The organism is Geothrix sp. PMB-07 (assembly GCF_030758935.1).
Taxonomy (GTDB): domain Bacteria; phylum Acidobacteriota; class Holophagae; order Holophagales; family Holophagaceae; genus Geothrix.
This window is the reverse complement of record NZ_CP132333.1, coordinates 481515-502606: the sequence shown is the minus strand read 5'-3', so window position 1 is coordinate 502606 and position 21092 is coordinate 481515. Positions and strand designations below refer to the sequence as shown.

Below are 21092 nucleotides of genomic sequence, written 5' to 3'. Positions count from 1 at the left end.
TCCCACACATCCAAAAAAGGGGCGGGCCCAATGGCCCGCCCCTTTTTGGCGAAACGACAACTACAGGATGAAGGTCAACTCGTTTTCCGGCGTGCGGCAATCCATGTCCAGCCCGCGGTCGCGGTGATCGGCGATCTCAGCAGAGACCCCCACGCTGCGGCCGAAGAGGAAGAGCGTGAAGGCCACTTCCTGGACCTGGCGAAGGCTGAGACGTCCGGCCTGAAGATCCTTCCACACCAGCTTGAGCGCGATCACGGCGAGCACCGCGTCCACATTCACGCAGAAGACATTCTTGGTCACGCCTTCGGCGTACAGCTCTTTCACCAGATGGTGGTAGAACTCCCAGAAGGCGTTATAAATACCCTTCTCCGTCAGCATGCCCGACACGAACTGCTCCCTGGGATCCACGTTGATCTTGTTGCCGCGGAACACCGGGTGGTTGATGCAGGGGATGGGCTTCACCGCCCCATCCTCGGTTTCCTGCGCCTTCTTCTTGTAGGCCCCGTAGGCCTTGGCGGCCTTGTTGGCCATGGCCTTCAGATCGAGGCCGTGGTTGGGATCGCCTGGATCCTTCAGCCCCGCATCCTTGAACTGCTCCATCAGGAAGTTGATGGACTCATAGCCGTTGCCACCATGCGCACGGCCCGTGTTCGAGAGGAAACCCACGAAGGACATGGAGATGTCGTTGCGGGCGCTGACACTCTCCTTGGCGCCCTTGGCTGACAGGGTGCCCGGGCCGTTGGTAATGGTGAGCCCGAGGAGCGTCTGGAATTCGAGCAACTCCGAGGCCCCGGGCACCCGGCCGAACAGCACCTTGAAGGCGTTCTCCGTGAAGCTGAGGTTCAGGTTCGACAGCTTCTTGTCCACCAGCTTCTTCCAGTGGGGGTTGTGCTCCCGGTCCACCACCGAATAGGCCACGATGCGCGCCAGCAGGTAGAAGTAGGTGACCGAATCCTCCACCAACTGGCGGCTGATGCGCTTCTCCAGCATGGGATTCCACAGCACGCACACGGCGATGGTGGCCAGCAGAAACTCGTAGGTGTCGCGGATCTCCAGCTTCTTCTTCTCCGCCATGTCGATGATGTGCTGGCAGACCCGGAGGGCCACACAGGACTTCTTCGACTTTTTGACTTCCTTGAAGAGCAGGTTGGAGACATCCGTCTTGCGCGAGGGTTCGGCGCTCAGGAGGTGCTTCTCCACATAGGCGTCCAGTTCGGGCGGCAGCGCCTCCGTGTGCTCATCCAGGCCAAACTCGCGGATGAGGTCGATGATGAAGCGGGCGTGTTCCCGCGATTTCGCCAGCAGGCCCTTGTCGCCCACCAAGGCGATCTGAGAGGCCAGGTAGGCATTGGGCGTGCACCCGTTGTCCCGCGCCACGTCGATGGCCGCCATGCGGCGTTCATCAATTTTCAGGAACAGGTTGAGGATCAGGTTCAGCGTGGGGATGTCCACCTTATCCGGCATCACCTTCGCAAGGGAGAAGAACAGGTTCTCTTCCAGCGTGCGGCGCGACAGGTCCAGCACCGATTTTCCATGCAATTCGGAGACCTGGGTCTCCGGGCTCATGCGGGAGGCGCCGGATTTGTCGGCCATGTTCTGGCGCAGGTAGTGGGCACCCACCTGCTTGATCACCTCCACCACCTGGCGGTCGTAGGGTGCGGGCGGCTTGGTCAGAGGCAGATCCAGGGCCGGAGGCAGCTTCACCATGGTGTCGCCCAGCCAGAGCTTGAGGGACAGATCGCCCGTGGTGGCGAAGTCGGGCTTTTCGCCGATCTTCTCGTAGACGGCGCGCACTGCATCGGGGATGTACTGGATGCTGGAAACGCGCACACCGCGCTTGCTCACCTCGCTGGTCTTGGGGTCAAAGACATCCACCCCGAAGTACTCGTCAAACCAGCGTTCCTTGCTCTCTGCATCGTCGCCGCTGCCGGACAGCGCGCCGGCATGGCCGCAAGCCCGGGTGATGTTCTTCTTCCAGCGCCCGGTGACGCAGGCGATGATCGGCTTGGTGAAGCCGAAGGTGCGGTCCTTGATCCAATCCAGGGCCATCTTTTCGTAGTAGCCACCGGGCTCAACGTAGACCACCACCGCTTTGGTGCGCGGATCGTTCTGCGCCGCATAGAGGAATTCCGGCAGGGCGAAGTGGATGTAGACATCCTTGCCGCTCGATACCGCCGTGCTGATGCCGAAGCCCGCCGTGCGGAGATACTCCGCCATGGTGGTGGTGAAGTTGCCAGAGTTGGAGTGGATGGCGATGGAGCCCTTCACCAGCGTTTCTTCGGGGTGATCACCACCCAGGCTGCCGCCGATGCGCACCCGATCCCAGGCATTGGCCATGCCCAGGCAGTTGGCGCCGATGACGTCGACGCCGGCTTCCTGGCAGAGGGCGCGGATGTTGCGGGAATCCCGCGCGGGCACCTTCTCCGTGACGATGACGATGCGTTTGAGGGCCTCGTTGTGGGTCACCAGTTCTGAAACAGCCTTGCACACACCCTGGGGCGGAATGTAGACCACGCCCATGTCGAAGGCGATGCCATGCTCCATGACTTCGCGGATGCTCCGGTAGACGGGGATCGCGCCGATCTTCGTCTCGAGGCTGCCCCGGCGCCCATACTGAACACCAGCCACCACGTTGCCGCCGCTGTACTCGTGCGACACCGGCGTCACCTTGCGGCTTTCGCTACCCAGGATGTTCATGACGCAGACGCGGTGTTCGCGGGTCACCAATTCTTCGAGGGAGTGGAGGCCGACGTAGTAGGGGAAGGGACGTGTCTTCAGTCGTCGCATCGCTATCTCCTAGGCCCGGACCTGCGTTTCAACCTGCTTGCGGTAGGCTTCGGCCCCTTCGGCCCGCCACCACTCGTCCACCTTCTTCGCATATTCCAGCGTGAGGATCATGGACGTGTCGTGGCCGAACACCTTGTAGGGCAGCCGCAGGCGGTCGAGGATGTCCTTGGCGTAGAACATGCCCTTCACCACGTTGGGCCCGCCCCGTCCGATCACCACGTAGAGCGGCTTCCAGCCCGCTTTTGAAACGTGGTCGCGCAGGGCATCGAAGACGCCCTTGAAGGTCACGTAGATGTCCGTGTTGTTGGCCTTGCCGCCGATGAGCAGCAGCATGCTGGCCTGCTTGTACCAGTGATCGAAGGCGATGCGGCTGATCTCGTAGATCTTTTCGTAGGGAGGATTGCCGCCGAAATCCGAGGAGAAGATGGCCGCCTCGCCCAGCGTTTCCGTGCCCGCGCTGTTGGCGCCGCCGCCGAACATGAAGGGAATGATGCTGCCGTTGGGATTCATCTCCAGCACGTCGCTCTGGCCCTGGTAGGTGCGCAGCTCGTTGATGTCCGCCTCGAAGGGGGTGGTTTCCGTCTGGAAGAGGACATCGGGCAAACCGATGCGCTTCCAGGCCGGGTTGTCCTGATCGAAGCTCGCCTTCACGTCGCAGGCCACCGGCAGGATCTGGTTGTTCCGGCGCTGCACCCGGATGGGATTGAGCTCGATGGTGGTGAGGCCGTAGCCATCATAGAGGTCCCAAAGCTTGGGCAGGTGCTGCACCAGGGCCGAGATGAAGGCCTCGGGACAGCCTGTATCCGTCAGCGCGTTGGTGATCTCGAAGGCATTGATACCGATGAAGGGATCGATCTCCACCACGGCCTTCTTCTCGGCCGGAAGCTCTTCGATGTCCACACCGCCCCACGGCGTGATGGTGAACACAGGGCCGCGGTGCACGCTGGAACTGGAGATGCTGAAATAGACTTCCAGATCGGAGGGGACGAAGGCCTCCATGGTCACCCCATTGGCCGTGACCGTCTTGTTGCCGTAGACATGCTGGGCGAAGAACAGATCGCGCTTGGCCTGCAGGGCCTCCTGCAGCGTGCTCACCACCCGCACCAGCCCCGCCTTGCCCTTTTTTCCCACACCGCCGTAGAAGGCCGGCTTCACCACCAGCTTCTTGTGCTTCTCGAGGAACTGCTGGATCTCCTGGTTCGTGGCCGATCCATCAATGAACTCCGCCACGGGAAATTCAACCAGCTGCAGAAGCTTGGAGCCGTACCGCAAGCCCGAAAGTTGCATGATCCCTCCCCGTTCTTTCTGGCAATGAACTGGAACACCAACCTGCCTGGATGCGGGTCCGAGTCCACATAAATGATACTTACATCGTCTTTCAAGACCAGAACCTAGGGGCGGTCAAGGGTCACAACCCCGCCTGGAGGTCTCGGTGGTGCTCTGAGGGTGCCATGGGTGCTTTTCGGCCGCGGCTGGGCCCCACAATAGAACAGGGCGGGAATTCCCGCCCCGTTCCTTGTTCATCCGCCTGACATCAGCCCCGATTGATGGCGCTCGCCTTCACGAAGGCCGTGAACAAGGGGTGCGGGTTCAGGGGGCGGCTCTTGAACTCGGGGTGGAACTGACAGGCCAGGTAGTAGGGGTGGTCCTTCAGCTCCACGATCTCCACGAAGACGCCATCGGGGCTCATGCCCGTGAACACGAGACCCTTCTCCTCCAGCGCCTTCTTGTATTCGTGGTTGAACTCGTAGCGGTGGCGGTGGCGTTCGCTGATGTCGGTGCTGGCGTAGGCCTTGGCCGCCTGGCTGGCCGGCGCGAGGCGGCAGGGATAGGCGCCCAGTCGCATGGTCCCGCCCAGTTCTTCCACATCGACCAGTTCGCGCAGCTTGAAGATCACGCGATGCTTGGGGGCGTCGTCGAACTCGGTGGAATCGGCGCCTTCCAGACCCACCACGTTGCGGGCGAACTCCACGGAGGCCATCTGCATGCCGAGGCAGATGCCGAAGAAGGGGATCTTGTGCTCGCGGGCGTACTGGATGGACTTGATCATGCCGCGGGTGCCGCGCACGCCGAAGCCGCCGGGCACCAGCACGCCGTGGCAATCCTGCAGGAAGGCGGCAGGATCCTGGTTCTCCAGTTCTTCTGCCTCGATCCACTTGAGGTCCACGTGGGTTTCCAGTCCGTAGCCTGCGTGGTGCAGGGCCTCGATGAGGCTCTTGTAGCTCTCCTTGAACTCCACGTACTTGCCCACCACGCCGATGCGCACGCTGCCCTTGGGGTTGCGGATGCGGTGCAACAGGTTCTGCCAGGCGCTGAGATCCGGCTGCTTTTCGCCCAGCCCCAGCAGCACGGCCACCTTGGCATCGAGGCCCTCCTGGTGCAGGTTGAGGGGCACCTCGTAGATGGAGTGGGCATCGCGGGCGCTGAAGACCGCGTCCTGGGTCACGGAGCAGAACAAGGCGATCTTGTCCTTCAAGTCGCGGGGGATGTCCTGCTCGGCGCGGCAGAGCAGGACGTCGGGCTGGATGCCCAGGGCGCGCAGTTCCTTGACGCTGTGCTGGGTGGGCTTGGATTTCAGCTCGCCCGCGGCCTTGATGAAGGGCACGTAGGTGAGGTGCATGTTGATGGCGTTGCCGAGGCCCGCTTCCAGCTTGAACTGCCGGATGGCCTCGAGGAAGGGCTGGCTCTCGATGTCGCCCACGGTGCCGCCGATCTCCACGATCACCACGTCCATGTCCTTGGCCACCTTCTTCATCACGCCCTTGATCTCGTCCGTGATGTGGGGGATCACCTGCACGGTCTTGCCCAGGTAGTCGCCGCGGCGCTCCTTCTGGATCACGGTGTTGTAGATGCGGCCCGTGGTGATGGTGTGGTTCTGGGTGGTGGGCACCGAGGTGAAGCGCTCGTAGTGGCCCAGGTCCAGATCGGTCTCGGCACCGTCATCGGTGACGAACACCTCGCCGTGCTGGAAGGGCGACATGGTGCCCGGATCCACGTTCAGGTAGGGATCCATCTTCATGAGCGTCACCTTCAGCCCGCGGGCCTCCAGCAGGGCGCCCAGGCTCGCCGCGGCAATGCCCTTGCCCAGGCTCGAAAGCACACCGCCGGTGACGAACACATACTTAGTCATCGCCTACTCCTTGAACTGATCACCACCAAGACACCAAGGCACCAAGAACTGCAAAAAGGCTTAGAGAACGAATCTTGAAATTCCGTTCTTCATAACGGGGACATTGAAATTGAGGAGAAAGCCGAGCCTTCGGCCGGACAGCTTCAAGCAGGTAAGAAGTTGGGCGTCATGGACCGGCAGGAGTTTCTCCAAAGCCTTGAGCTCAATGACCGCGAGCCCTTCCACAAGGAGGTCGAGGCGGAATCCGCCATCCAGGGTCAATCCTTCATAACGGATCGGCACTGGGACTTGCGCTTCCACTTGCAGCCCACGATGACGAAGCTCATGCGAAAGACACGTTTCGTACACGCTTTCTAATAGCCCGGGACCCAAGGCGGGATGAACCTTAATGGCGGCATCCACAATCAAGGAGGCAATCCTCTCTTCTTGAGGTGAGAGGTTCTTTCTTGGTGTCTTCGTGTCTTGGTGGTGATCTTTTCCGGGTTCCGGATTCACATCTCCTCCGGGGCCTGGATGCCCATGAGGAACAGGCCCTGGCGCAGCGCGCGGGCCGTCGCCACGCACAGGGCGAGGCGGGCGTCGCGCACGGCGGGCGTGTTCTCTGGGGCAAGAATGGGACAGTTCGTGTAGTAGCCGCTGAACGACCTGGCGACCGACACCAGCTGACGCGCCAGCGGGGTGGCCATGCAGCCTTCCGCCACGGCGGCGATGGCACCGGGCAAACCGGCCAACTCGAAGAGCAGGGCTTGTGCTTCAGGCGCCTGAAGACCGCCCAGATCCGCAGGCGGTGGCGCAGAAGCGAAGGGCACCACGGGGCCCACCGGCGTTCCAGCCTGGGCCTTGGCCGCCCAATCGCCACCGGCTTTTCTCAGCACGCTCATGATGCGGGCGTGGGCGTACTGCACGTAGGGGCCCGTGTCGCCATCGAGGGCGATCACGCGGTCCCAGGTGAAGGTGATGGGCTTCACGCGGTCGTTCATGGCGTCGAAGAACACCACGGCGCCCATGCCCAGCATCTCGGCCACCTCGGCCTTGTTCGCCAGGTCGGGGTTCTTCTCGTCGATGATGGCGGCCACGCGCTCACGGGCCTCGTCGAGCACATCCTCGAGGAAGATGACATTGCCCTTGCGGGTGCTCATCTTGCCTTCGGGCAGCTTCACCATGCCGAAGGGCGTGTGCAGCATGCGGCCCTTGAACCAGGGATCCAGCTTGTCGAGCACCGCGAAGATCTGCTGGAAGTGCAGCACCTGATCCGTGCCCACCACGTAGAGGCAGCGGTCGAAGGCGTAGGCTTCTTTGCGATACAGCGCCGCAGCGAGATCGCGGGTGGCGTAGATGCTGGTGCCATCGCCCTTCTGCACGAGGCAGGGCGTGCTGATGCCCACGTCCTCCAGGTTGATGATGCGGGCGCCCTTGTCGCCTTCCACCAGCAGCCCCGCGGTCGCGAGCCGATCCATGGTGGGGACGAGGCGGTCCTCGTAAAACGCTTCGCCCTGGGATAGCGTGTCGAAGCTGACGCCGAGACGGTCGTAGATGCGCTGGAATTCCTTCAGCGAGATCTCGCGGAACCAGCTCCAGAGGCGGCGGGCCTCGGCGTCACCGGCTTCCAGCCGCTTGAACCAGCCGCGGGCCTCGTCGCGCATGGCCGGATCGTTCTCTTCTTCAGCATGGAACCGCACATACAGCTGGAACAGACGGAAGAGGGGTGTGCGGCGCTTGTCAGGAGCCGGCTCAGCCCAGTCGAAATCCTGCTCCAGGTCGGCGTTTCCGTCCTGAGCCCAGCGGGTGTAGGCCGCCAGCAGCGTGCCGAACTGGGTGCCCCAATCGCCCAGGTGGTTGAGGCGGATCACGTCGTAACCCAGGGCCTGGTGGGTCTGGGCCAGGGCGTGGCCGATCATGGTGGAACGAAGGTGGCCGATGGTGAAGAGCTTGGCGATGTTCGGTGAACTGTACTCGACGATCACCTTCTTGCCGTTGGCCGGGCGGAAGCCAAAGGGCCGCCCTTCAGGCGCCGCGAGAATGGCGCCCAGCACCGCCTGGGCGCGGGTCTCCGGCGCCAGTTTCAGGTTCAGGTACGGACCGGCGGCCACCAGCGTGGCGCCCTCGATGGCAATGGCACCGGCCAGTTCCTGCGCAAGCTGCGCCGGATTCTTGCCCAGCTGCTTGGCCGCACGGAAACAGGGGTAGGCCAGGTCGCCCAGCTCGCCGGACTTGGGCCGCTCCAGCGCGATGTCCACGCCAGGCAGGGCCGCCGCCAGCCGCTGTTCGAAGGTGTGTCGCAGGGCATCCATTCCATCAATCCTTAATTCGCCAGCTCGGCCAGGGCCTTTTCGTAGTCTTCGGTCTTGGGCGGAACGCCGTGCCAGCCGGCCTGGTTCTCCATGAAGCTCACGCCCTTGCCCTTCACGGTGCGGGCGCAGATCATCGCAGGTTGCCCTTTGATCGTGCGGGCCCAGGCCAGGGCCTCCAGGATCTGGGTGAAGTCGTGGCCGTCGATTTCCTTCACGGCCCAACCGAAGGCTTTCCACTTGTCGGTGATGGGGTTGATGTTCATCACTTTCTTCACGTCGCCGTCGATCTGCAGGCCATTGAGGTCATGGAACACGCACAGGTTGTCGAGCTTGTGGTGGGGCGCCGCCATGGCCGCTTCCCAGATGATGCCTTCCTGGCTTTCGCCATCGCCCACCACACAGTAGACGCGGCTGTCGGATTTCTGCACCTTCAGACCGATGGCGATGCCCACGGCCTGGGGCAGGCCCTGGCCCAGGCTGCCGGTGGTCACTTCCACGCCCGGGGTGTAGTGGTTTTCGGCATGGCCCTGGAGCTTGGTGGGGTACTGGCGGAAGGTCTCCAGCCAGGCATGGGGGAAAAAGCCCTGGTCGGCGAGGATGGCGTACTGGCTGGGGCAGGCATGGCCCTTGGAGAGCACGAAGCGATCCCGTTTGGGATTGGTTGGATCCTCCGGGAACACCCTCATTTCGTGGTAGTAGAGCGCCACGCCGAGGTCGATCCAGCTCAGGCTGCCGCCGGGGTGGCCGCTCTGGGCCTTGTAGACCTGCAGCAGCACATCCTTGCGAAGGGCTTTCGCCTTCGCCGCCAAATCCACGACGGACTCCAATTTCTGCTGCGGCATGACCCCATCCTTCCCGGGAGGCCCATCGCCTCCGACTAGGATGCCCTGGCGAGGCCCCCGCAGGAAGGGGTCGAATCAGCCTTGGGCCCAGGCTTTTGCCCTTGACCTAAAGGCTGTTTGCGATAGGATGGTCTTTCGCGCTTCCCCATGCCCCTGTACGGGGGACTGCTCCGGAAGCTGGAGAATCGAACATGGCCAATCACAAGTCCGCTGCCAAGAAGGCCCGTCGCGATGCCGAGGCGCGCCTGCGCAACCGCAGCAATCGCTCGACCCTGAAGACCGCCGTCAAGAGCTTCCTGGCCCTGATCGCCGGTGGCAAGAAGGATGAGGCCGCCAAGCTCCTGCCCGCCACCCAGGGTCTGGTCGACAAGGCCTGCCGCAAGGGCGTCATGCACAAGAATGCTGCGGACCGCACCAAGTCCCGCCTGGCCGCCAAGGTCAACAAGCTGGCCTAGTTCGGCCTCTCTCTCATGCAAAGGACCCGGGCAACCGGGTCCTTTGCGTTGCCCCTTTTCGGCCGGTCCCGGGGCATTCCATTGATGGATCAGAAGATTTTCGCGTTGGATGGGCTTTGCTCTAATTGGTAGCATTTCCCGCGTGCGGCCCCTGATCTGAGCTGTGATCAAGACCTCACGCCCCCGCCCCGATAGAGCAGAGTCTTGGAGGTTTCATGCGGTTGTTTCTTCGAGCCCTTCCCTGCCTGATGCTCGGGCTGCCTTTGTCCGCCGATGGCGCGGCCATGCTGAAAGACGCCATGGCCTACTACTACGCCAACGGCGCCATGGCCCTCATCAAGGAAGCCAATTCCGGTAAATTCCACGATTCCCCCGCGGGCTACCTGATGGTGCTGGATGAGTCCGGCAAGACGCTCATCCACGGAGAATCCTCCAAGTACATCGGGGCCAACATGAGCAACGTCAAGGACGCCACTGGCCGTGCCTTCATCAAGGAAGCTCTGGATGCGCGCGCCAAAGGCAAGGGCCGCATCAGCTTCCTTTGGAACAAGGGCGGCGCCCAGGTGAAGCGGAGCCTGCTCTGGGAGTTCCAGGAAGGCGTGCTCTTCGCCTGGGTGATGGACGAGCACTGAGCGCTAACCCCAGACCGGCGGCACCCGCACGTCGCCCTTCGGGACCCGGCTCCAATCGAAACCGGCAATGAGTTCTTCCACCTGGCAGGGCTTCGCCTCGCTCAAACAACCCAGGCTCCAGCCCAGCCAGCCGAGCAGATCCGGCACAGCCACACCCCTGTCAGCCAAGGCTTCGATGCCCAAGGCCCCAGCCCGTTTCCCCAGGCGGCCCCCATCCGGCGCCAGCACCATGCCCAGATGGGCGTAGGCCGGTGTTGGGAGGCCCAGAGCTTCCTGCAACCGGATCTGAGTGGCCGTCACGGGGCGAAGGTCCGCCCCCCGCACCACCTCGTCCACACCCTGGGCGCCGTCATCCACCACCACCGCCAAGTGGTAGGCGAAGCAGCCATCGCGGCGGAAGAGCAGCGGATCGCCCGTGAGGAGGGCCGGATCATCTGATTGCGCCCCCAACAAGCGGTCCTCCCAGAGGATGACCCCATCGGAAAGCTGGAAGCGCAGGGCCCTCTCGAAACCCTCCCAGGCCCTGAATCGGCAGCGCCCCGGATATGGACGCAGGCCGTCCTCCGCATGGGGGGCCGAAGCCAGCAGCTGCAGGTCCTTGCGCGTGCATGCGCAGGGATACAGAAGGTGGGCCCGATGGAGCGAGGCCAGGGCCTCACGGTAGTGGGCGCTCCGTTCGGACTGCCAAACCACGGGTTCATCGGAGACCAGCCCCAGGCGTTCGAGATCCCTCAGCTGGGCGTCGCCCAGATCGCGATGGCAGCGGGGACCGTCCACATCCTCCACGCGGATGAGCCAACGGCCCCCCGCCTTGCGGACGGAAAGCCAGGAGGCCAGCGCCGTGCGCAGGTTCCCCAGGTGCAGGATGCCGGTGGGTGAAGGGGCGAAGCGGCCCGTGATGCTCATTCGCACTAGCATAAGAGCATGTCGCTGATCCGCCGCCTGCCCCCGGTGCTGCGCGCCCTGCTGGCGCAGGCCCTGGCTTTCACGATTCTGGTGGCCCTGGCGCGACTGGGACTGCGCTTCACGCCGTTGATCTGGGTGCTGCTGCAGGCGGTGCTGGCGGTGTTCCTCTCCCGATGGATGGACCTTGGCCCCCGCTGGGTGTTCATGCAGGCCGCCCTCCCCTTCCTGGTGCGGGCCCTTTGGAACGCGCCCATCCCGGGTTGGGTCTACCTCGCCCTCTTCCTGGGCTTGGCCCTGGTCTTCGGAGGTGGGCTCTTCACGCGGGTGCCGCTGTACCACGCCAGCCAGGACGCCTGGGAGAAGCTGGCAGGGCTGCTGCCGGCGCAGCCGGGCTTGCATTTCGTGGATCTGGGCTGCGGCTTCGGCGGACCCGTGGCGCACCTTGCCAAGGCGCGCCCGGACGGCACCTTCCTGGGCATCGAAGCCTCTCCCCTCACCTGGCTGGTGGCCTGGCTGCGCTGCCTGCCCCATGCCAACGCACACATCCGCCTGGGCAGCCTCTGGCGCGCGAACTTGGCCGATGTCGACGTGGCTTACGCCTTTCTGTCGCCGGTGCCCATGCCCGGCCTCTGGGCCAAGGCGCGCCGCGAGATGAAGCCCGGCTCACGCTTCATCAGCCACAGCTTCGAGGTACCCTTTGAAACGCCCCACCGCGTGGTCCCCGTGGCGGGGCGCGATGGGGCGAAGCTACTGGTGTTTGATCTCTGAAGACAAAGAAACTGATTTACCACCAAGACACCAAGAAAAACCAAGGAACTTGGCTTTGCAGTTCTTGGTGTCTTGGTGCCTTGGTGGTGATCTTTTCTACCAACCCAACAGGTAAGCAAAAATCAGCGGGGCGACGATGGTGGCATCACTTTCCACGATGAACTTGGGCGTGTCGATGCCCAGCTTGCCCCAGGTGATCTTTTCGTTGGGCACGGCGCCGGAGTAGGACCCGTAGCTGGTGGTGCTGTCGCTGATCTGGCAGAAGTAGCCCCAGAGCGGCACGTCGGTCAGTTCCAGATCCTGGTGCAGCATGGGCACCACGCAGATGGGGAAATCGCCGGCGATGCCGCCGCCGATCTGGAACATGCCCAGGGTCGAGGTCTTGGTCACTTCCTGGTAGTGCTTGGCCAGCCAGGTCATGTACTCGATGCCCGTGCGCACGGTATGGACATTCTTCACGTCGCCCCGGATGACGGCGGCGGCGTACATGTTGCCCAGGGTGCTGTCCTCCCAGCCGGGAACGACGATGGGCACGTTCTTTTCAAGGGCGGCCAGCATCCAGGAATGCTTGGGGTCGATCTGGTAGTGCTCCTTGTATTTCCCGCTCTTGAGCACCTTCTGGAAGAACTCGTGGGGGAAGTAGCGCTCACCCTTGGCATCGGCCTCCATCCACACCTCGAGCATGGCCTTCTCCATGCGACGCATGGCTTCCATCTCGGGGATGCAGGTGTCCGTCACCCGGTTCATGTGGCGACCAAGGAGCTCCGCCTCGTCCTGGGGGGTGAGGTCGCGGTAGTGGGGCACCCGCTCATAGAAATCGTGGGCCACCAGATTGAAGATGTCCTCTTCCAGGTTGGCGCCGGTACACACGATGAGATGCACCTTGTCCTGCCGGATCATCTCGGCGAAGGAAAGGCCCAATTCCGCCGTGCTCATGGCCCCCGCCAGGGTCACCATCATCTTGCCGCCCTGGGCCAAGTAGGCCCGGTAGCCTTCGGCGGCGTCCACCAGGGCCGCGGCATTGAAATGCCTGAAATGGTGCTTCACATAGCTGCCGACAGGCCCGAGAGTAGGAGTGGAAGGTGCCATAAATCCTCCGAATCCTTTCATTGTGACAGCGCCCTGGGCCCGGTCCGAGTCCAGAATTCAGCCCAGGCGTTTCCGGACCGATGAAAACGGCAGGAGTTGCAGCATGTTCTTCATCATCGGCTTGGTGGTGGTCTTTGGCGCGGTCATCGGGGGCTACCTGATGGAGGGCGGAAGCATACCCACGCTGCTCCATCCTCTGCCCGCGGAAGGTCTCATCATCTTCGGGGCGGGTGTCGGTTCCTTCCTGGCCGCGAACCCCATGAACGTGATCAAGCGGGTGGCGGGCGACATCGCCAAGCCGCTCAAGGGCAGCCCCTACACCAAGGCCGTGTACATGGAAGTCCTCATGATGCAGTACGAGGTCTACGTGAACATCAAGAAGGGCGGCCTGCTGGCCCTGGAGCAGGACGTCAACGACCCCCACAATTCCGCCATCTTCAAGAAATACCCCACCTTCACCCACAACCACCACGCCATGGATTTCTTCTGCGATTCGATGAAGCTGCTCATCAACGGCAGCGCCAAGATGGATGAGATCGACCTGGTGATGGACGCGGAACTGGATGTGCACCACGCGGAGAACGCCGCGCCGGGCACGGCCATGGGCAACCTCGCCGACGCCTTCCCCGCCTTCGGCATCGTGGCCTGCGTCATGGGCGTGGTGATCACCATGGGCTTCCTGGACCAGCCGCCCAACATCATCGGCGCCAAGGTGGGCGCGGCCCTGGTGGGAACCTTCCTCGGCATCCTGCTGGCCTACGGCGTGTTCCAGCCCCTGGCCAAGAACATTGATGCCGTGAACGCCGTCGAGGCCTACTACTTCAACTGCATCCGCTCCGGCCTCACCAGCTTCGGCAACGGCGCGGCCCCCATCACCGCCGTGGAATTCGCCCGGCGCAACATCCCCTCCACCGAGCGACCCGGATCCGGAGAATTGGAAGAAGTGGTACGGCAGATCAAGCCGAGGTAATGGGGAATGGCCGAGCAACAGCAACAGCCCGAGGTCAAGGTCAAGTTCGTCAAGAAAAAGGGCGGCCACGCGGCCGCCCACGGCGGGGCCTGGAAGGTGGCCTACGCCGATCTGGTGACGGCCATGATGGCCTTCTTCCTTTTGATGTGGCTGCTCAGCAGCGCCAACGCCAACACCAAGGCAGGCATCGCGGGCATGTTCCAGGATGCGAATTTCTTCAACACTGAGCGCGGCAAGGAGATCCTCGCCAATCACGGCAAGGGCATTCTCCCCGGAGGCCGGGGCATGGCACCGGGCCCCGATGGGGATGGTGGCGTGGACACCGCCGCCGAGAATCCCGGTGCGGCACAGGAAGAACACAAGGTCATGGAGGCCACCGCCGAGGCCATCGAGAAGGCCTTCCAGCAGGATGAACTGCTCCAGGCCTTCCAGGACCAGATCAGCATGGACTTCACCGATGAAGGCCTGCGCGTGCAGATCCAGGACAAGGCCGCCCAGGTGCTCTTCGATTCGGGCAGCGCCACCCTGAAGAGCTACACCATGTCGATCCTCAAGGAGATCGCCAAGGAGCTGGGCAAGCTGCCCAACCGTGTGGTCATCGGCGGCCACACCGACAGCCAGCAATACCCCGGCAAGGCCCGCACGAACTGGGAACTCAGCGCAGAGCGGGCCAATGCAGCCCGCCGGGTGATGGAGGGCGCCGCCGGCGGCCTTCGCCCAGGCCAGGTGCGGCGAATCACGGGCTATGCCGACACCATTCCACTCGAAGGCAAGGACCCCATGGACCCCCAGAATCGCCGCATCTCCATCGTGGTGATCTCCGCCGCCACCGAAGCCGCCGAATCCAAGCACCAGAAGGCCCAGCCCCGAGAGAAGGACAAGAAGGCTGAGGCCGAGGCTCCGAAGCACTGAAAAGGCTGGAACACAGGGGGCACGGAGAAAAACCGGCCGTCTCCCTTCACTCCTGAACGCCCAAAAAAGAAGCGCCCGGAGGTGCGGGCGCTTCGAGAGGGTAGGTTTGGCAGGGTTTCGAGTGGTGGGGCTTGAAAGCGGGAGTCCCGCAGAGGGACTGGTGTCAAGTGGTGGGATGAGTGGTGGCGGGAAGCCCTTGCGGGTACCTCGCCGTCGAGTCTATCACCGATCCCCATTCGGCAAGTCAAAGGCGCTGGCCTCCACCCCGCCCTTGGCCCAGTGACTGAACAGCAGCTCCGCGGTGGCGCCGCCCGGCTCCTCCAGGCTCATGCGCGACAGCACCGCCTGTCCCTGGGCTTGGATCGGCGGGCCAAAGCTCGCCGTGCGGGCCAACTTACCCGAAGCCAAACGGAACTCCGCCCGAAGCGGCAGAGAGCCTTCCCGCGCCACCCACAGCAGCACCTGGCGGGCGCTCGTGACCGGACGTTTGGCAGCGAGTTCCAGCTTCCAGCAGTCGCGTCCATCGAGGCTCTCTTCCCCGAGCGAGGTCACGGTGTAATCCTCCCGAAACCGCGTGCGGGCCACGTCTCCCCCTGCGGCGGGTCCCATCATGCGCTGCTGGGGCGTCACCTTGACCGGACGCTTAGAACCCGGAACCAGCAGCCACATCTGGTCCCCCTTCATGAGCACCGATCGGCCCTTCTCCTTGGGCGACAGACCGTCCAAACGGGCATCGCCGTTCTCCCGTGCCGAGACCCGCCACTGCTGAGAAGTCGATCCCGCCTTGAGGCTCAGCTCCACCGTGAAGGCGGGCCAGGGATGCCGCAGCCGATCCACGCGGGCCAGGATCTCCTCGCCGCTCTGGGCCATCAGAGAAAGCCCAGGCAGCAGCCAAGCGAAGCGCAGATCGAGCCGCATCAGTTCCGGCCGTAGTCATCCTGCAGCCGCTCGATGTCGGCCTCGTCGAAGATGCCCAGGCTCACTTCCAGCACGCGCACGGGGTGGGCCGTAGTCGCATCGCAGCGAAGGCGATGGGTGCTGCCCAGAGGCAGCCAGATTTCCTCGCCTACGGCGGGACGGAGTTCGGCGCCATCGCGATCCACCACCACGCCGGGATCCAGAGCCACCCAGAGTTCCCCGCGGTGGCTGTGGCGCTGCAGACTGAGCTTCTGGCCCGGGTTGCAGGTCAGGATCTTCACCGTGCAATTCGTGTTCAGGGCGTACTGATCGAAGGAGCCCCAGGGTTTTTCGACGTGGAGGGTTTCGGGTTTTTGCATGATGGGGTCTCAGCCTTTCAAGCTTCGGGATTGGGGATTGGTTAGAGCAAATCCTCACGGCCCTCGGCCTTGAGGCGTTCAACGATCTGCTTGACGGTCTGGGCGCGGTCCCGGCGGCAGACGAGCAGGGCATCGTCGGAATCTACCACAATGAGGTCGTCCACGCCGCTGGCGGCGATGAGCCGCTTGCCTCCGAAGAAGGCGCTGTTGCGGGTGTCCAGCAACAGGGTTTCACCCACGCTGACATTGCCTTCGGCGTCCGTCTCCTGGAATTCAATGGCGGCAGGCCAGGAACCCACATCGGACCAGCGGAACCGCGTCGGCACCACGGCCACTGTTTCCGCCTTCTCCATGAGGGCCACGTCGATGGCCAGCTTGGGCAGCTGGCGGTAGGCCCCGGCCAGGGCGGAAGGCTGGGAACCAGCCTTGACCCAGGCATCCAGGGGCGCCAGCACCTCGGGCGCATGTTTGTGGAGGCCTTCGCGGAAATCCGCCAAGGTCCACACGAACATGCCGGCATTCCAGTAGTGGCGGCCCGATTCGAGGTACCGCACGGCCACTTCCACCGGCGGTTTCTCCCGGAAGGCCTTCACCTGGAGCACGGGACCGTGGCCTTCGGATTCGATGTAGCCATAGCCTGTTTCGGGATAGGTGGGCCGGATGCCGAAGGTGACCAGTTCATGGGCCCAGGCGGCATGCTTCACGGCCAGATCCAGATCCTCCAGGAAGATCTCACGGTCACCGATCCAGTGGTCCGCGGAGAGCACCGCCATGACCCCATGGGGGAACTTCTTCTCGATCTGCACCAGGGCCAGGGCCAGGCAGGGCGCGGTGTTGCGCCCCTCGGGCTCGACGAGCACGTTCTCCGGGGGAAGCTCCGGCAACATGTTGCGGGTTTCCTCTGCCAGATCCTCCGTGGTCACCACGAAGATGCGGTCGGGGGCCACGTGGCCGTCCAGGCGGCGCACGGTCTGGTGCAGCAGGGTTTCGGTGCCCACGATGGAGAGGAACTGCTTGGGCCGGGCGTTGCGGCTGCGGGGCCAGAAGCGGGTGCCACGGCCGCCGGCCATCACCACGGCGACCAGGGAATCCTTGTGATTGTCAGACATCGCGCACCTCCGTGCCGGTTGGCCCAGGTGAAGGCCTGGGCCCATTCTGTTCACTCACGCACCGAATCTTAACGGGCCAGGATGGATACCAGCCGACCCAGGTCACTGGGCGGAACTGGCTGAGGCTCGAGGATGCGAGACAGGGGCTGGGCCACGAGGGCACCGGCCACTTCGCCGAGGTAGAAGCCCCGCTCGCCACGGTCGAGGCGGCGCACGGCCTCGGCACCCCAGCGGCTGCCCCAGATGCGGTCGAGGGCCGAGGGGCTGCCGCCCCGCTGCACATGCCCCAATACCACCACCCGCAGATCCAATGTGTGGTCCCGCTTCAAGCGCTCGCCCACCGCCATGGCCCGGCCGCCGGTGGCGTCGCCTTCAGCCACCACCACCACGGAGCTGCGCTTGCCGCGCAGCCAGTTGGCGTTCAACTGGGTGACCAGGGCTTCATAGCTGTCATCGGGGGATTCGGGATAGAGCACTGCCTCGGCCCCGCAGGCGATGGCCGTGTGCACGGCCAGCATGCCGGAACTGCGGCCCATGACTTCCACCAGGAAGAGGCGGCCGTGGCTGGAGGCGGTGTCGCGGATGCGGTCGATGGCTTCCACCGCGGTGTTGAGGGCCGTGTCGAAGCCCAGGGTCCGCTCGGTGCCGGGCAGGTCGTTGTCGATGGTTCCCGGAATGCCCGCGCAGGCCACGTCGTGCTCACGGAGCAGCAGCTCGGCCGCGTGGAAGCTGCCGTCACCGCCGATCACCACCAGGGCTTCGATGCCCGCAGCCTTCAGGTTCGCGGCTGCCTTGGCGCGATAGACCGGATCGTGGAATTCGAGGCAGCGGGCGGTGTGCAGGATGGTGCCGCCCCGCTGCAGGATGTTGGCGCAGGAGCGGCTGGGCAGCGGCTCCATATCCCCTTCCAGCAGGCCCTGGTAGCCGCGGTAGATGCCCCAGGCCTCATGGCCCTGGGCGTCGGCCTGCCGCACCGCTGCGCGGATGGCCGCATTCATGCCCGGCGCGTCGCCGCCGGAAGTCAGGATTCCGATTTTCATTTGGCTTTCCCCTTGGCCTGCTTCTTTGAACCGGCCTTCGCGCTTTTTTTCTTGGTGCCCGGCTTTCCCGCCTTGGCCTTGCCTTTGACTTTCCGCCCCTTGCGGGTGTCCTTCACGTGGGCCTCGGGAGGGGGGAGCGGCGGCGGCTCCACGATTCCTTTGGGCACCGGAGGCAGGTCCCCGTCCGCAACGCCCTGGGCCGCGGCCCGCTGGGCCCGGGCCCGCAGAACCGGATCTTCCTGGGGCAGACTCGATGCAGCCAAGCCCAAAGCCAGGCTGCTGATGATCAGGACGCGACGGGACATGATCCCTCCAGGGATCGATTATCCACAGTTACAGCGCGCGTTTCAGCCCTCGGTCTTCTTCGCAGCCTTTTCCTTCAAGGCTTTGGCAAAGAATTCGGCCACCACCGAATCCGCATCCGCCTTGGTCACGTCCGCCATCTGCGGCTCGCGGTGAAGGATGTCCCGACCCGAAGGCGCCATCTTCGGCAGATGGTCCTCGGTCGGCTGCAGACGCATCAACACGTAGTGGGACACCTCAATGAGGCTCCGTCCCACCCGTTCCAGTTTCTGCCGCACCACATCCTGGTACTGGTACAGGTCGAAAGCCCCTTGGATGTTGTAGGCCCCGTTGTCGGCGTGGAAGCCGATCTCTTCCAACTTGGAGGTAAGGGTTTCGAGGTGCTCGGACGGAACCTCGATATTCCGCAGGATCTCCTGGCACTCCTTGGCCAGCGACTGGATTTCCTCGAAGCTGTGCTGCACCACCTCGATCTGGCCAAGCACCCGCTCGGCGCCGCCCTCTTGTTCCTGGGCGATCTGCATCAGCTGATCGGGGATGGCTTGGCTATTGTCTTGGGGCTTTTCCGGCATGGGTGGGCTCCGTGAACCTTCTATCGGCCAGTCGCGAACAATCTTTGAATTCGTCGCGCTTGCCCCCTCGCGATAAACTTTCTAATTCGGGATCAATTCTGCCCCGATTTGCCCAAGTCTGGAGTTTCCATGACCATGCAGTCAAATCCCGCCCCGGGGCCTATGGATGGGACCGTTCTGGCGGCCTGCCTCAAGCCCTTCCCCGCCTCCACCAAGATCCATGTGACCGGCACCCAACCCGGCGTGCGGGTGCCCTTCCGGCAGATCCAGCTCCACCCCACCCGCGACTTCAAGGACCAGCTCACCGAGAACGAGCCCGTGGTGCTGTACGACACCTCAGGCCCCTACACCGATCCCGCCGTGACCATCGATGTGGCCAAGGGCCTCAAGCCCCTCCGTCAGGAGTGGATCCAGGGCCGGGGCGATGTGGAAGAGCTGCCCGGTGCCACCAGCCTCTACCGCAAGCTGCGGGAGCGGGACAAGGATCTGGACGCCATCCGTTTCGTGGCCGACCGCAAACCCCTGCGCGCCAAGCCCGGCCGCAACGTCAGCCAGATGCACTACGCCAAGCAGGGCATTGTCACCCCTGAGATGGAATTCATCGCCATCCGCGAGAACCTGGGCCGGGAGGCCGCCGGCATCAAGAGCCGCATCACGCCCGAGTTCGTGCGCGATGAAGTGGCCCGGGGCCGCGCCATCATCCCCGCCAACATCAACCACCCGGAAACCGAGCCCATGATCATCGGCCGCAACTTCCTGGTGAAGATCAACGCCAACATCGGCAACTCCGCGGTGGCTTCCAGCATCGAGGAAGAGGTTGAGAAGATGGCCTGGTCCATCCGCTGGGGCGCCGACACGGTGATGGACCTCAGCACCGGCTCGAACATCCACGAGACCCGCGAGTGGATTCTCCGCAACAGCCCCGTGCCCATCGGCACCGTGCCCATCTACCAGGCCCTGGAGAAGGTGAACGGCAAGGCCGAGGAGCTCACCTGGGAGATCTTCCGCGACACGCTCATCGAGCAGGCCGAACAGGGCGTGGACTACTTCACCATCCACGCGGGCGTGCTGCTGCGCTATGTGCCCCTCACCGCCAAGCGCGTCACGGGCATCGTGAGCCGCGGCGGCAGCATCATGGCCAAGTGGTGCCTGGCGCACCACCAGGAGAACTTCCTCTACACGCACTTCGAGGACATCTGCGAGATCATGAAGGCCTACGACGTGGCCTTCTCGCTGGGCGATGGCCTGCGCCCTGGCAGCACCGCCGACGCCAACGACGAGGCCCAGTTCGGCGAGCTGGAAACCCTGGGCGAGCTCACCAAGATCGCCTGGAAGCATGATGTGCAGGTCATGATCGAGGGCCCCGGGCATGTCCCCATGCACCTCATCCAGGAGAACATGACCAAGCAGCTGGCCGTTTGCGACGAGGCCCCCTTCTACACCCTGGGCCCCCTCACCACGGACATCGCTCCAGGTTACGACCACATCACCAGCGCCATCGGCGCCGCCATGATCGGCTGGTTCGGCTGCGCGATGCTTTGCTACGTGACGCCCAAAGAACACCTGGGCCTGCCCAACAAGAAGGACGTGAAGGACGGCGTCATCGCCTACAAGATCGCTGCCCATGCTGCCGACCTGGCCAAGGGCCACCCCGGCGCACGCATCTGGGATGACGCCATGAGCAAAGCCCGCTTCGAATTCCGCTGGGAGGATCAGTTCAACCTGGCCCTGGATCCCGATACAGCCCGGGAATTCCACGACGAGACCCTGCCCGCCGAGGGCGCCAAGAGCGCCCATTTCTGCTCCATGTGCGGCCCCCACTTCTGCTCCATGAAGATCTCCGACGATGTGCGCCAGTACGCCGAAAGCCATGGCTACAACGAGGAAGAAGCCCTGAAGAAGGGCATGGAGGAGATGGCCGAAACCTTCGTGCAGAAGGGTTCCGAAGTCTACCTCCACCAGGTCTGAGGCCTCTCTGCCCGCTGAAAAGTCCCGCTCCGGCGGGACTT

20 protein-coding genes are annotated in these 21092 nt (G+C 63.8%); 6 read left to right on the top strand and 14 right to left on the bottom strand.

Translation table 11 applies throughout. From position 1 onward, the window contains the following. Positions 1-60: 60 nt before the first annotated feature. From Q9293_RS02235 to Q9293_RS02210, 6 genes are all read right to left on the bottom strand, one after another. Entirely contained in the window at positions 61-2787 is a 2727-nt protein-coding gene (locus Q9293_RS02235) for a hypothetical protein (protein ID WP_306249591.1), read from the bottom strand. Positions 2788-2796: 9 nt separating this feature from the next. After that, entirely contained in the window at positions 2797-4074 is a 1278-nt protein-coding gene (locus Q9293_RS02230) for an ATP citrate lyase citrate-binding domain-containing protein (protein ID WP_306249589.1), read from the bottom strand. Between the two features lie 247 nt (positions 4075-4321). Continuing rightward, entirely contained in the window at positions 4322-5917 is a 1596-nt protein-coding gene (locus Q9293_RS02225; RefSeq protein ID WP_306249587.1) for a CTP synthase, read from the bottom strand. 60 nt (positions 5918-5977) lie between these two features. Beyond that, on the bottom strand, positions 5978-6412 hold the full coding sequence (locus Q9293_RS02220; RefSeq protein WP_306249585.1) for a GxxExxY protein: 435 nt from the start codon (positions 6410-6412) through the stop codon (positions 5978-5980). Continuing rightward, complete coding sequence (gene argS, locus Q9293_RS02215) at positions 6409-8208, bottom strand: arginine--tRNA ligase (protein ID WP_306249583.1); 1800 nt, start codon at positions 8206-8208, stop codon at positions 6409-6411. Before argS ends, Q9293_RS02220 begins: the two co-directional genes overlap by 4 nt. A gap of 11 nt (positions 8209-8219) precedes the next feature. Further along, a complete protein-coding gene (locus Q9293_RS02210) occupies positions 8220-9050 on the bottom strand; it encodes a transketolase (protein WP_306249581.1) in 831 nt (276 codons plus the stop codon). 191 nt (positions 9051-9241) lie between these two features. On the opposite strand from Q9293_RS02210, the gene rpsT reads away from it, so the two are divergent. Both rpsT and Q9293_RS02200 read left to right on the top strand, forming a co-directional pair. Then, positions 9242-9505: a 30S ribosomal protein S20 gene (gene rpsT / locus Q9293_RS02205; RefSeq protein WP_306249579.1), complete on the top strand. Its 264-nt coding sequence runs from the start codon at positions 9242-9244 to the stop codon at positions 9503-9505. A gap of 215 nt (positions 9506-9720) precedes the next feature. After that, positions 9721-10137 (top strand): cache domain-containing protein, encoded by a 417-nt coding sequence (locus Q9293_RS02200; protein WP_306249577.1) that lies wholly within the window; start codon positions 9721-9723, stop codon positions 10135-10137. A gap of 3 nt (positions 10138-10140) precedes the next feature. Here Q9293_RS02200 and gluQRS read toward each other — a convergent pair whose 3' ends face one another. After that, positions 10141-11043, bottom strand: a complete 903-nt coding sequence (gene gluQRS, locus Q9293_RS02195; RefSeq protein ID WP_306249576.1) for a tRNA glutamyl-Q(34) synthetase GluQRS — start codon at positions 11041-11043, stop codon at positions 10141-10143. Between the two features lie 18 nt (positions 11044-11061). Between gluQRS and Q9293_RS02190 the strand changes: the two genes are divergently transcribed. Next, entirely contained in the window at positions 11062-11811 is a 750-nt protein-coding gene (locus Q9293_RS02190) for a class I SAM-dependent methyltransferase (RefSeq protein WP_306249574.1), read from the top strand. 96 nt (positions 11812-11907) lie between these two features. Here Q9293_RS02190 and Q9293_RS02185 read toward each other — a convergent pair whose 3' ends face one another. After that, complete coding sequence (locus tag Q9293_RS02185; protein WP_306249572.1) at positions 11908-12900, bottom strand: deoxyhypusine synthase family protein; 993 nt, start codon at positions 12898-12900, stop codon at positions 11908-11910. Positions 12901-13003: 103 nt separating this feature from the next. On the opposite strand from Q9293_RS02185, the gene motA reads away from it, so the two are divergent. Next, the gene (gene motA / locus Q9293_RS02180; RefSeq protein ID WP_306249570.1) at positions 13004-13870 is read left to right on the top strand and encodes a flagellar motor stator protein MotA; all 867 of its coding nucleotides are present in this window, start codon (positions 13004-13006) and stop codon (positions 13868-13870) included. Positions 13871-13876: 6 nt separating this feature from the next. Then, on the top strand, positions 13877-14782 hold the full coding sequence (locus Q9293_RS02175) for a flagellar motor protein MotB (RefSeq protein WP_306249568.1): 906 nt from the start codon (positions 13877-13879) through the stop codon (positions 14780-14782). Between the two features lie 222 nt (positions 14783-15004). Here the strand turns inward: Q9293_RS02175 and Q9293_RS02170 are convergent, their stop codons facing one another. The 6 genes from Q9293_RS02170 to Q9293_RS02145 all read right to left on the bottom strand — a co-directional run bounded on the left by Q9293_RS02170 (position 15005) and on the right by Q9293_RS02145 (position 19083). Next, positions 15005-15700 carry an outer membrane lipoprotein-sorting protein gene (locus Q9293_RS02170; protein ID WP_306249566.1) on the bottom strand — a complete coding sequence of 232 codons (696 nt, stop codon included), beginning with the start codon at positions 15698-15700 and terminating at the stop codon, positions 15005-15007. Beyond that, positions 15700-16059, bottom strand: a complete 360-nt coding sequence (locus Q9293_RS02165) for a phosphomannose isomerase type II C-terminal cupin domain (protein WP_306249564.1) — start codon at positions 16057-16059, stop codon at positions 15700-15702. Before Q9293_RS02165 ends, Q9293_RS02170 begins: the two co-directional genes overlap by 1 nt. A 41-nt stretch (positions 16060-16100) precedes the next feature. Next, entirely contained in the window at positions 16101-17168 is a 1068-nt protein-coding gene (locus Q9293_RS02160; protein WP_306249562.1) for a mannose-1-phosphate guanylyltransferase, read from the bottom strand. A gap of 68 nt (positions 17169-17236) precedes the next feature. After that, complete coding sequence (gene pfkA / locus Q9293_RS02155) at positions 17237-18208, bottom strand: 6-phosphofructokinase (RefSeq protein WP_306249560.1); 972 nt, start codon at positions 18206-18208, stop codon at positions 17237-17239. Beyond that, on the bottom strand, positions 18205-18513 hold the full coding sequence (locus Q9293_RS02150; protein ID WP_306249558.1) for a hypothetical protein: 309 nt from the start codon (positions 18511-18513) through the stop codon (positions 18205-18207). The genes pfkA and Q9293_RS02150 overlap by 4 nt, the downstream gene beginning before the upstream one ends. 42 nt (positions 18514-18555) lie before the next feature. Then, positions 18556-19083, bottom strand: a complete 528-nt coding sequence (locus Q9293_RS02145; protein WP_306249556.1) for a hypothetical protein — start codon at positions 19081-19083, stop codon at positions 18556-18558. 135 nt (positions 19084-19218) lie between these two features. On the opposite strand from Q9293_RS02145, the gene thiC reads away from it, so the two are divergent. Further along, positions 19219-21051: a phosphomethylpyrimidine synthase ThiC gene (gene thiC, locus Q9293_RS02140; protein WP_372342188.1), complete on the top strand. Its 1833-nt coding sequence runs from the start codon at positions 19219-19221 to the stop codon at positions 21049-21051. Positions 21052-21092: the final 41 nt, after the last annotated feature.

What these genes read in the sequence shown, in the direction of transcription:
- Q9293_RS02235 (WP_306249591.1), bottom strand. Translation starts at nt 2,787, where the DNA reads ATGCGACGACTGAAGACACGTCCCTTCCCCTACTACGTCGGCCTCCAC.
- Q9293_RS02230 (WP_306249589.1), bottom strand. Translation starts at nt 4,074, where the DNA reads ATGCAACTTTCGGGCTTGCGGTACGGCTCCAAGCTTCTGCAGCTGGTT.
- Q9293_RS02225 (WP_306249587.1), bottom strand. Translation starts at nt 5,917, where the DNA reads ATGACTAAGTATGTGTTCGTCACCGGCGGTGTGCTTTCGAGCCTGGGC.
- argS (WP_306249583.1), bottom strand. Translation starts at nt 8,208, where the DNA reads ATGGATGCCCTGCGACACACCTTCGAACAGCGGCTGGCGGCGGCCCTG.
- Q9293_RS02210 (WP_306249581.1), bottom strand. Translation starts at nt 9,050, where the DNA reads ATGCCGCAGCAGAAATTGGAGTCCGTCGTGGATTTGGCGGCGAAGGCG.
- rpsT (WP_306249579.1), top strand. Translation starts at nt 9,242, where the DNA reads ATGGCCAATCACAAGTCCGCTGCCAAGAAGGCCCGTCGCGATGCCGAG.
- Q9293_RS02200 (WP_306249577.1), top strand. Translation starts at nt 9,721, where the DNA reads ATGCGGTTGTTTCTTCGAGCCCTTCCCTGCCTGATGCTCGGGCTGCCT.
- gluQRS (WP_306249576.1), bottom strand. Translation starts at nt 11,043, where the DNA reads ATGAGCATCACGGGCCGCTTCGCCCCTTCACCCACCGGCATCCTGCAC.
- Q9293_RS02190 (WP_306249574.1), top strand. Translation starts at nt 11,062, where the DNA reads ATGTCGCTGATCCGCCGCCTGCCCCCGGTGCTGCGCGCCCTGCTGGCG.
- Q9293_RS02185 (WP_306249572.1), bottom strand. Translation starts at nt 12,900, where the DNA reads ATGGCACCTTCCACTCCTACTCTCGGGCCTGTCGGCAGCTATGTGAAG.
- motA (WP_306249570.1), top strand. Translation starts at nt 13,004, where the DNA reads ATGTTCTTCATCATCGGCTTGGTGGTGGTCTTTGGCGCGGTCATCGGG.
- Q9293_RS02175 (WP_306249568.1), top strand. Translation starts at nt 13,877, where the DNA reads ATGGCCGAGCAACAGCAACAGCCCGAGGTCAAGGTCAAGTTCGTCAAG.
- Q9293_RS02170 (WP_306249566.1), bottom strand. Translation starts at nt 15,700, where the DNA reads ATGCGGCTCGATCTGCGCTTCGCTTGGCTGCTGCCTGGGCTTTCTCTG.
- Q9293_RS02165 (WP_306249564.1), bottom strand. Translation starts at nt 16,059, where the DNA reads ATGCAAAAACCCGAAACCCTCCACGTCGAAAAACCCTGGGGCTCCTTC.
- Q9293_RS02160 (WP_306249562.1), bottom strand. Translation starts at nt 17,168, where the DNA reads ATGTCTGACAATCACAAGGATTCCCTGGTCGCCGTGGTGATGGCCGGC.
- pfkA (WP_306249560.1), bottom strand. Translation starts at nt 18,208, where the DNA reads ATGAAAATCGGAATCCTGACTTCCGGCGGCGACGCGCCGGGCATGAAT.
- Q9293_RS02150 (WP_306249558.1), bottom strand. Translation starts at nt 18,513, where the DNA reads ATGTCCCGTCGCGTCCTGATCATCAGCAGCCTGGCTTTGGGCTTGGCT.
- Q9293_RS02145 (WP_306249556.1), bottom strand. Translation starts at nt 19,083, where the DNA reads ATGCCGGAAAAGCCCCAAGACAATAGCCAAGCCATCCCCGATCAGCTG.
- thiC (WP_372342188.1), top strand. Translation starts at nt 19,219, where the DNA reads ATGCAGTCAAATCCCGCCCCGGGGCCTATGGATGGGACCGTTCTGGCG.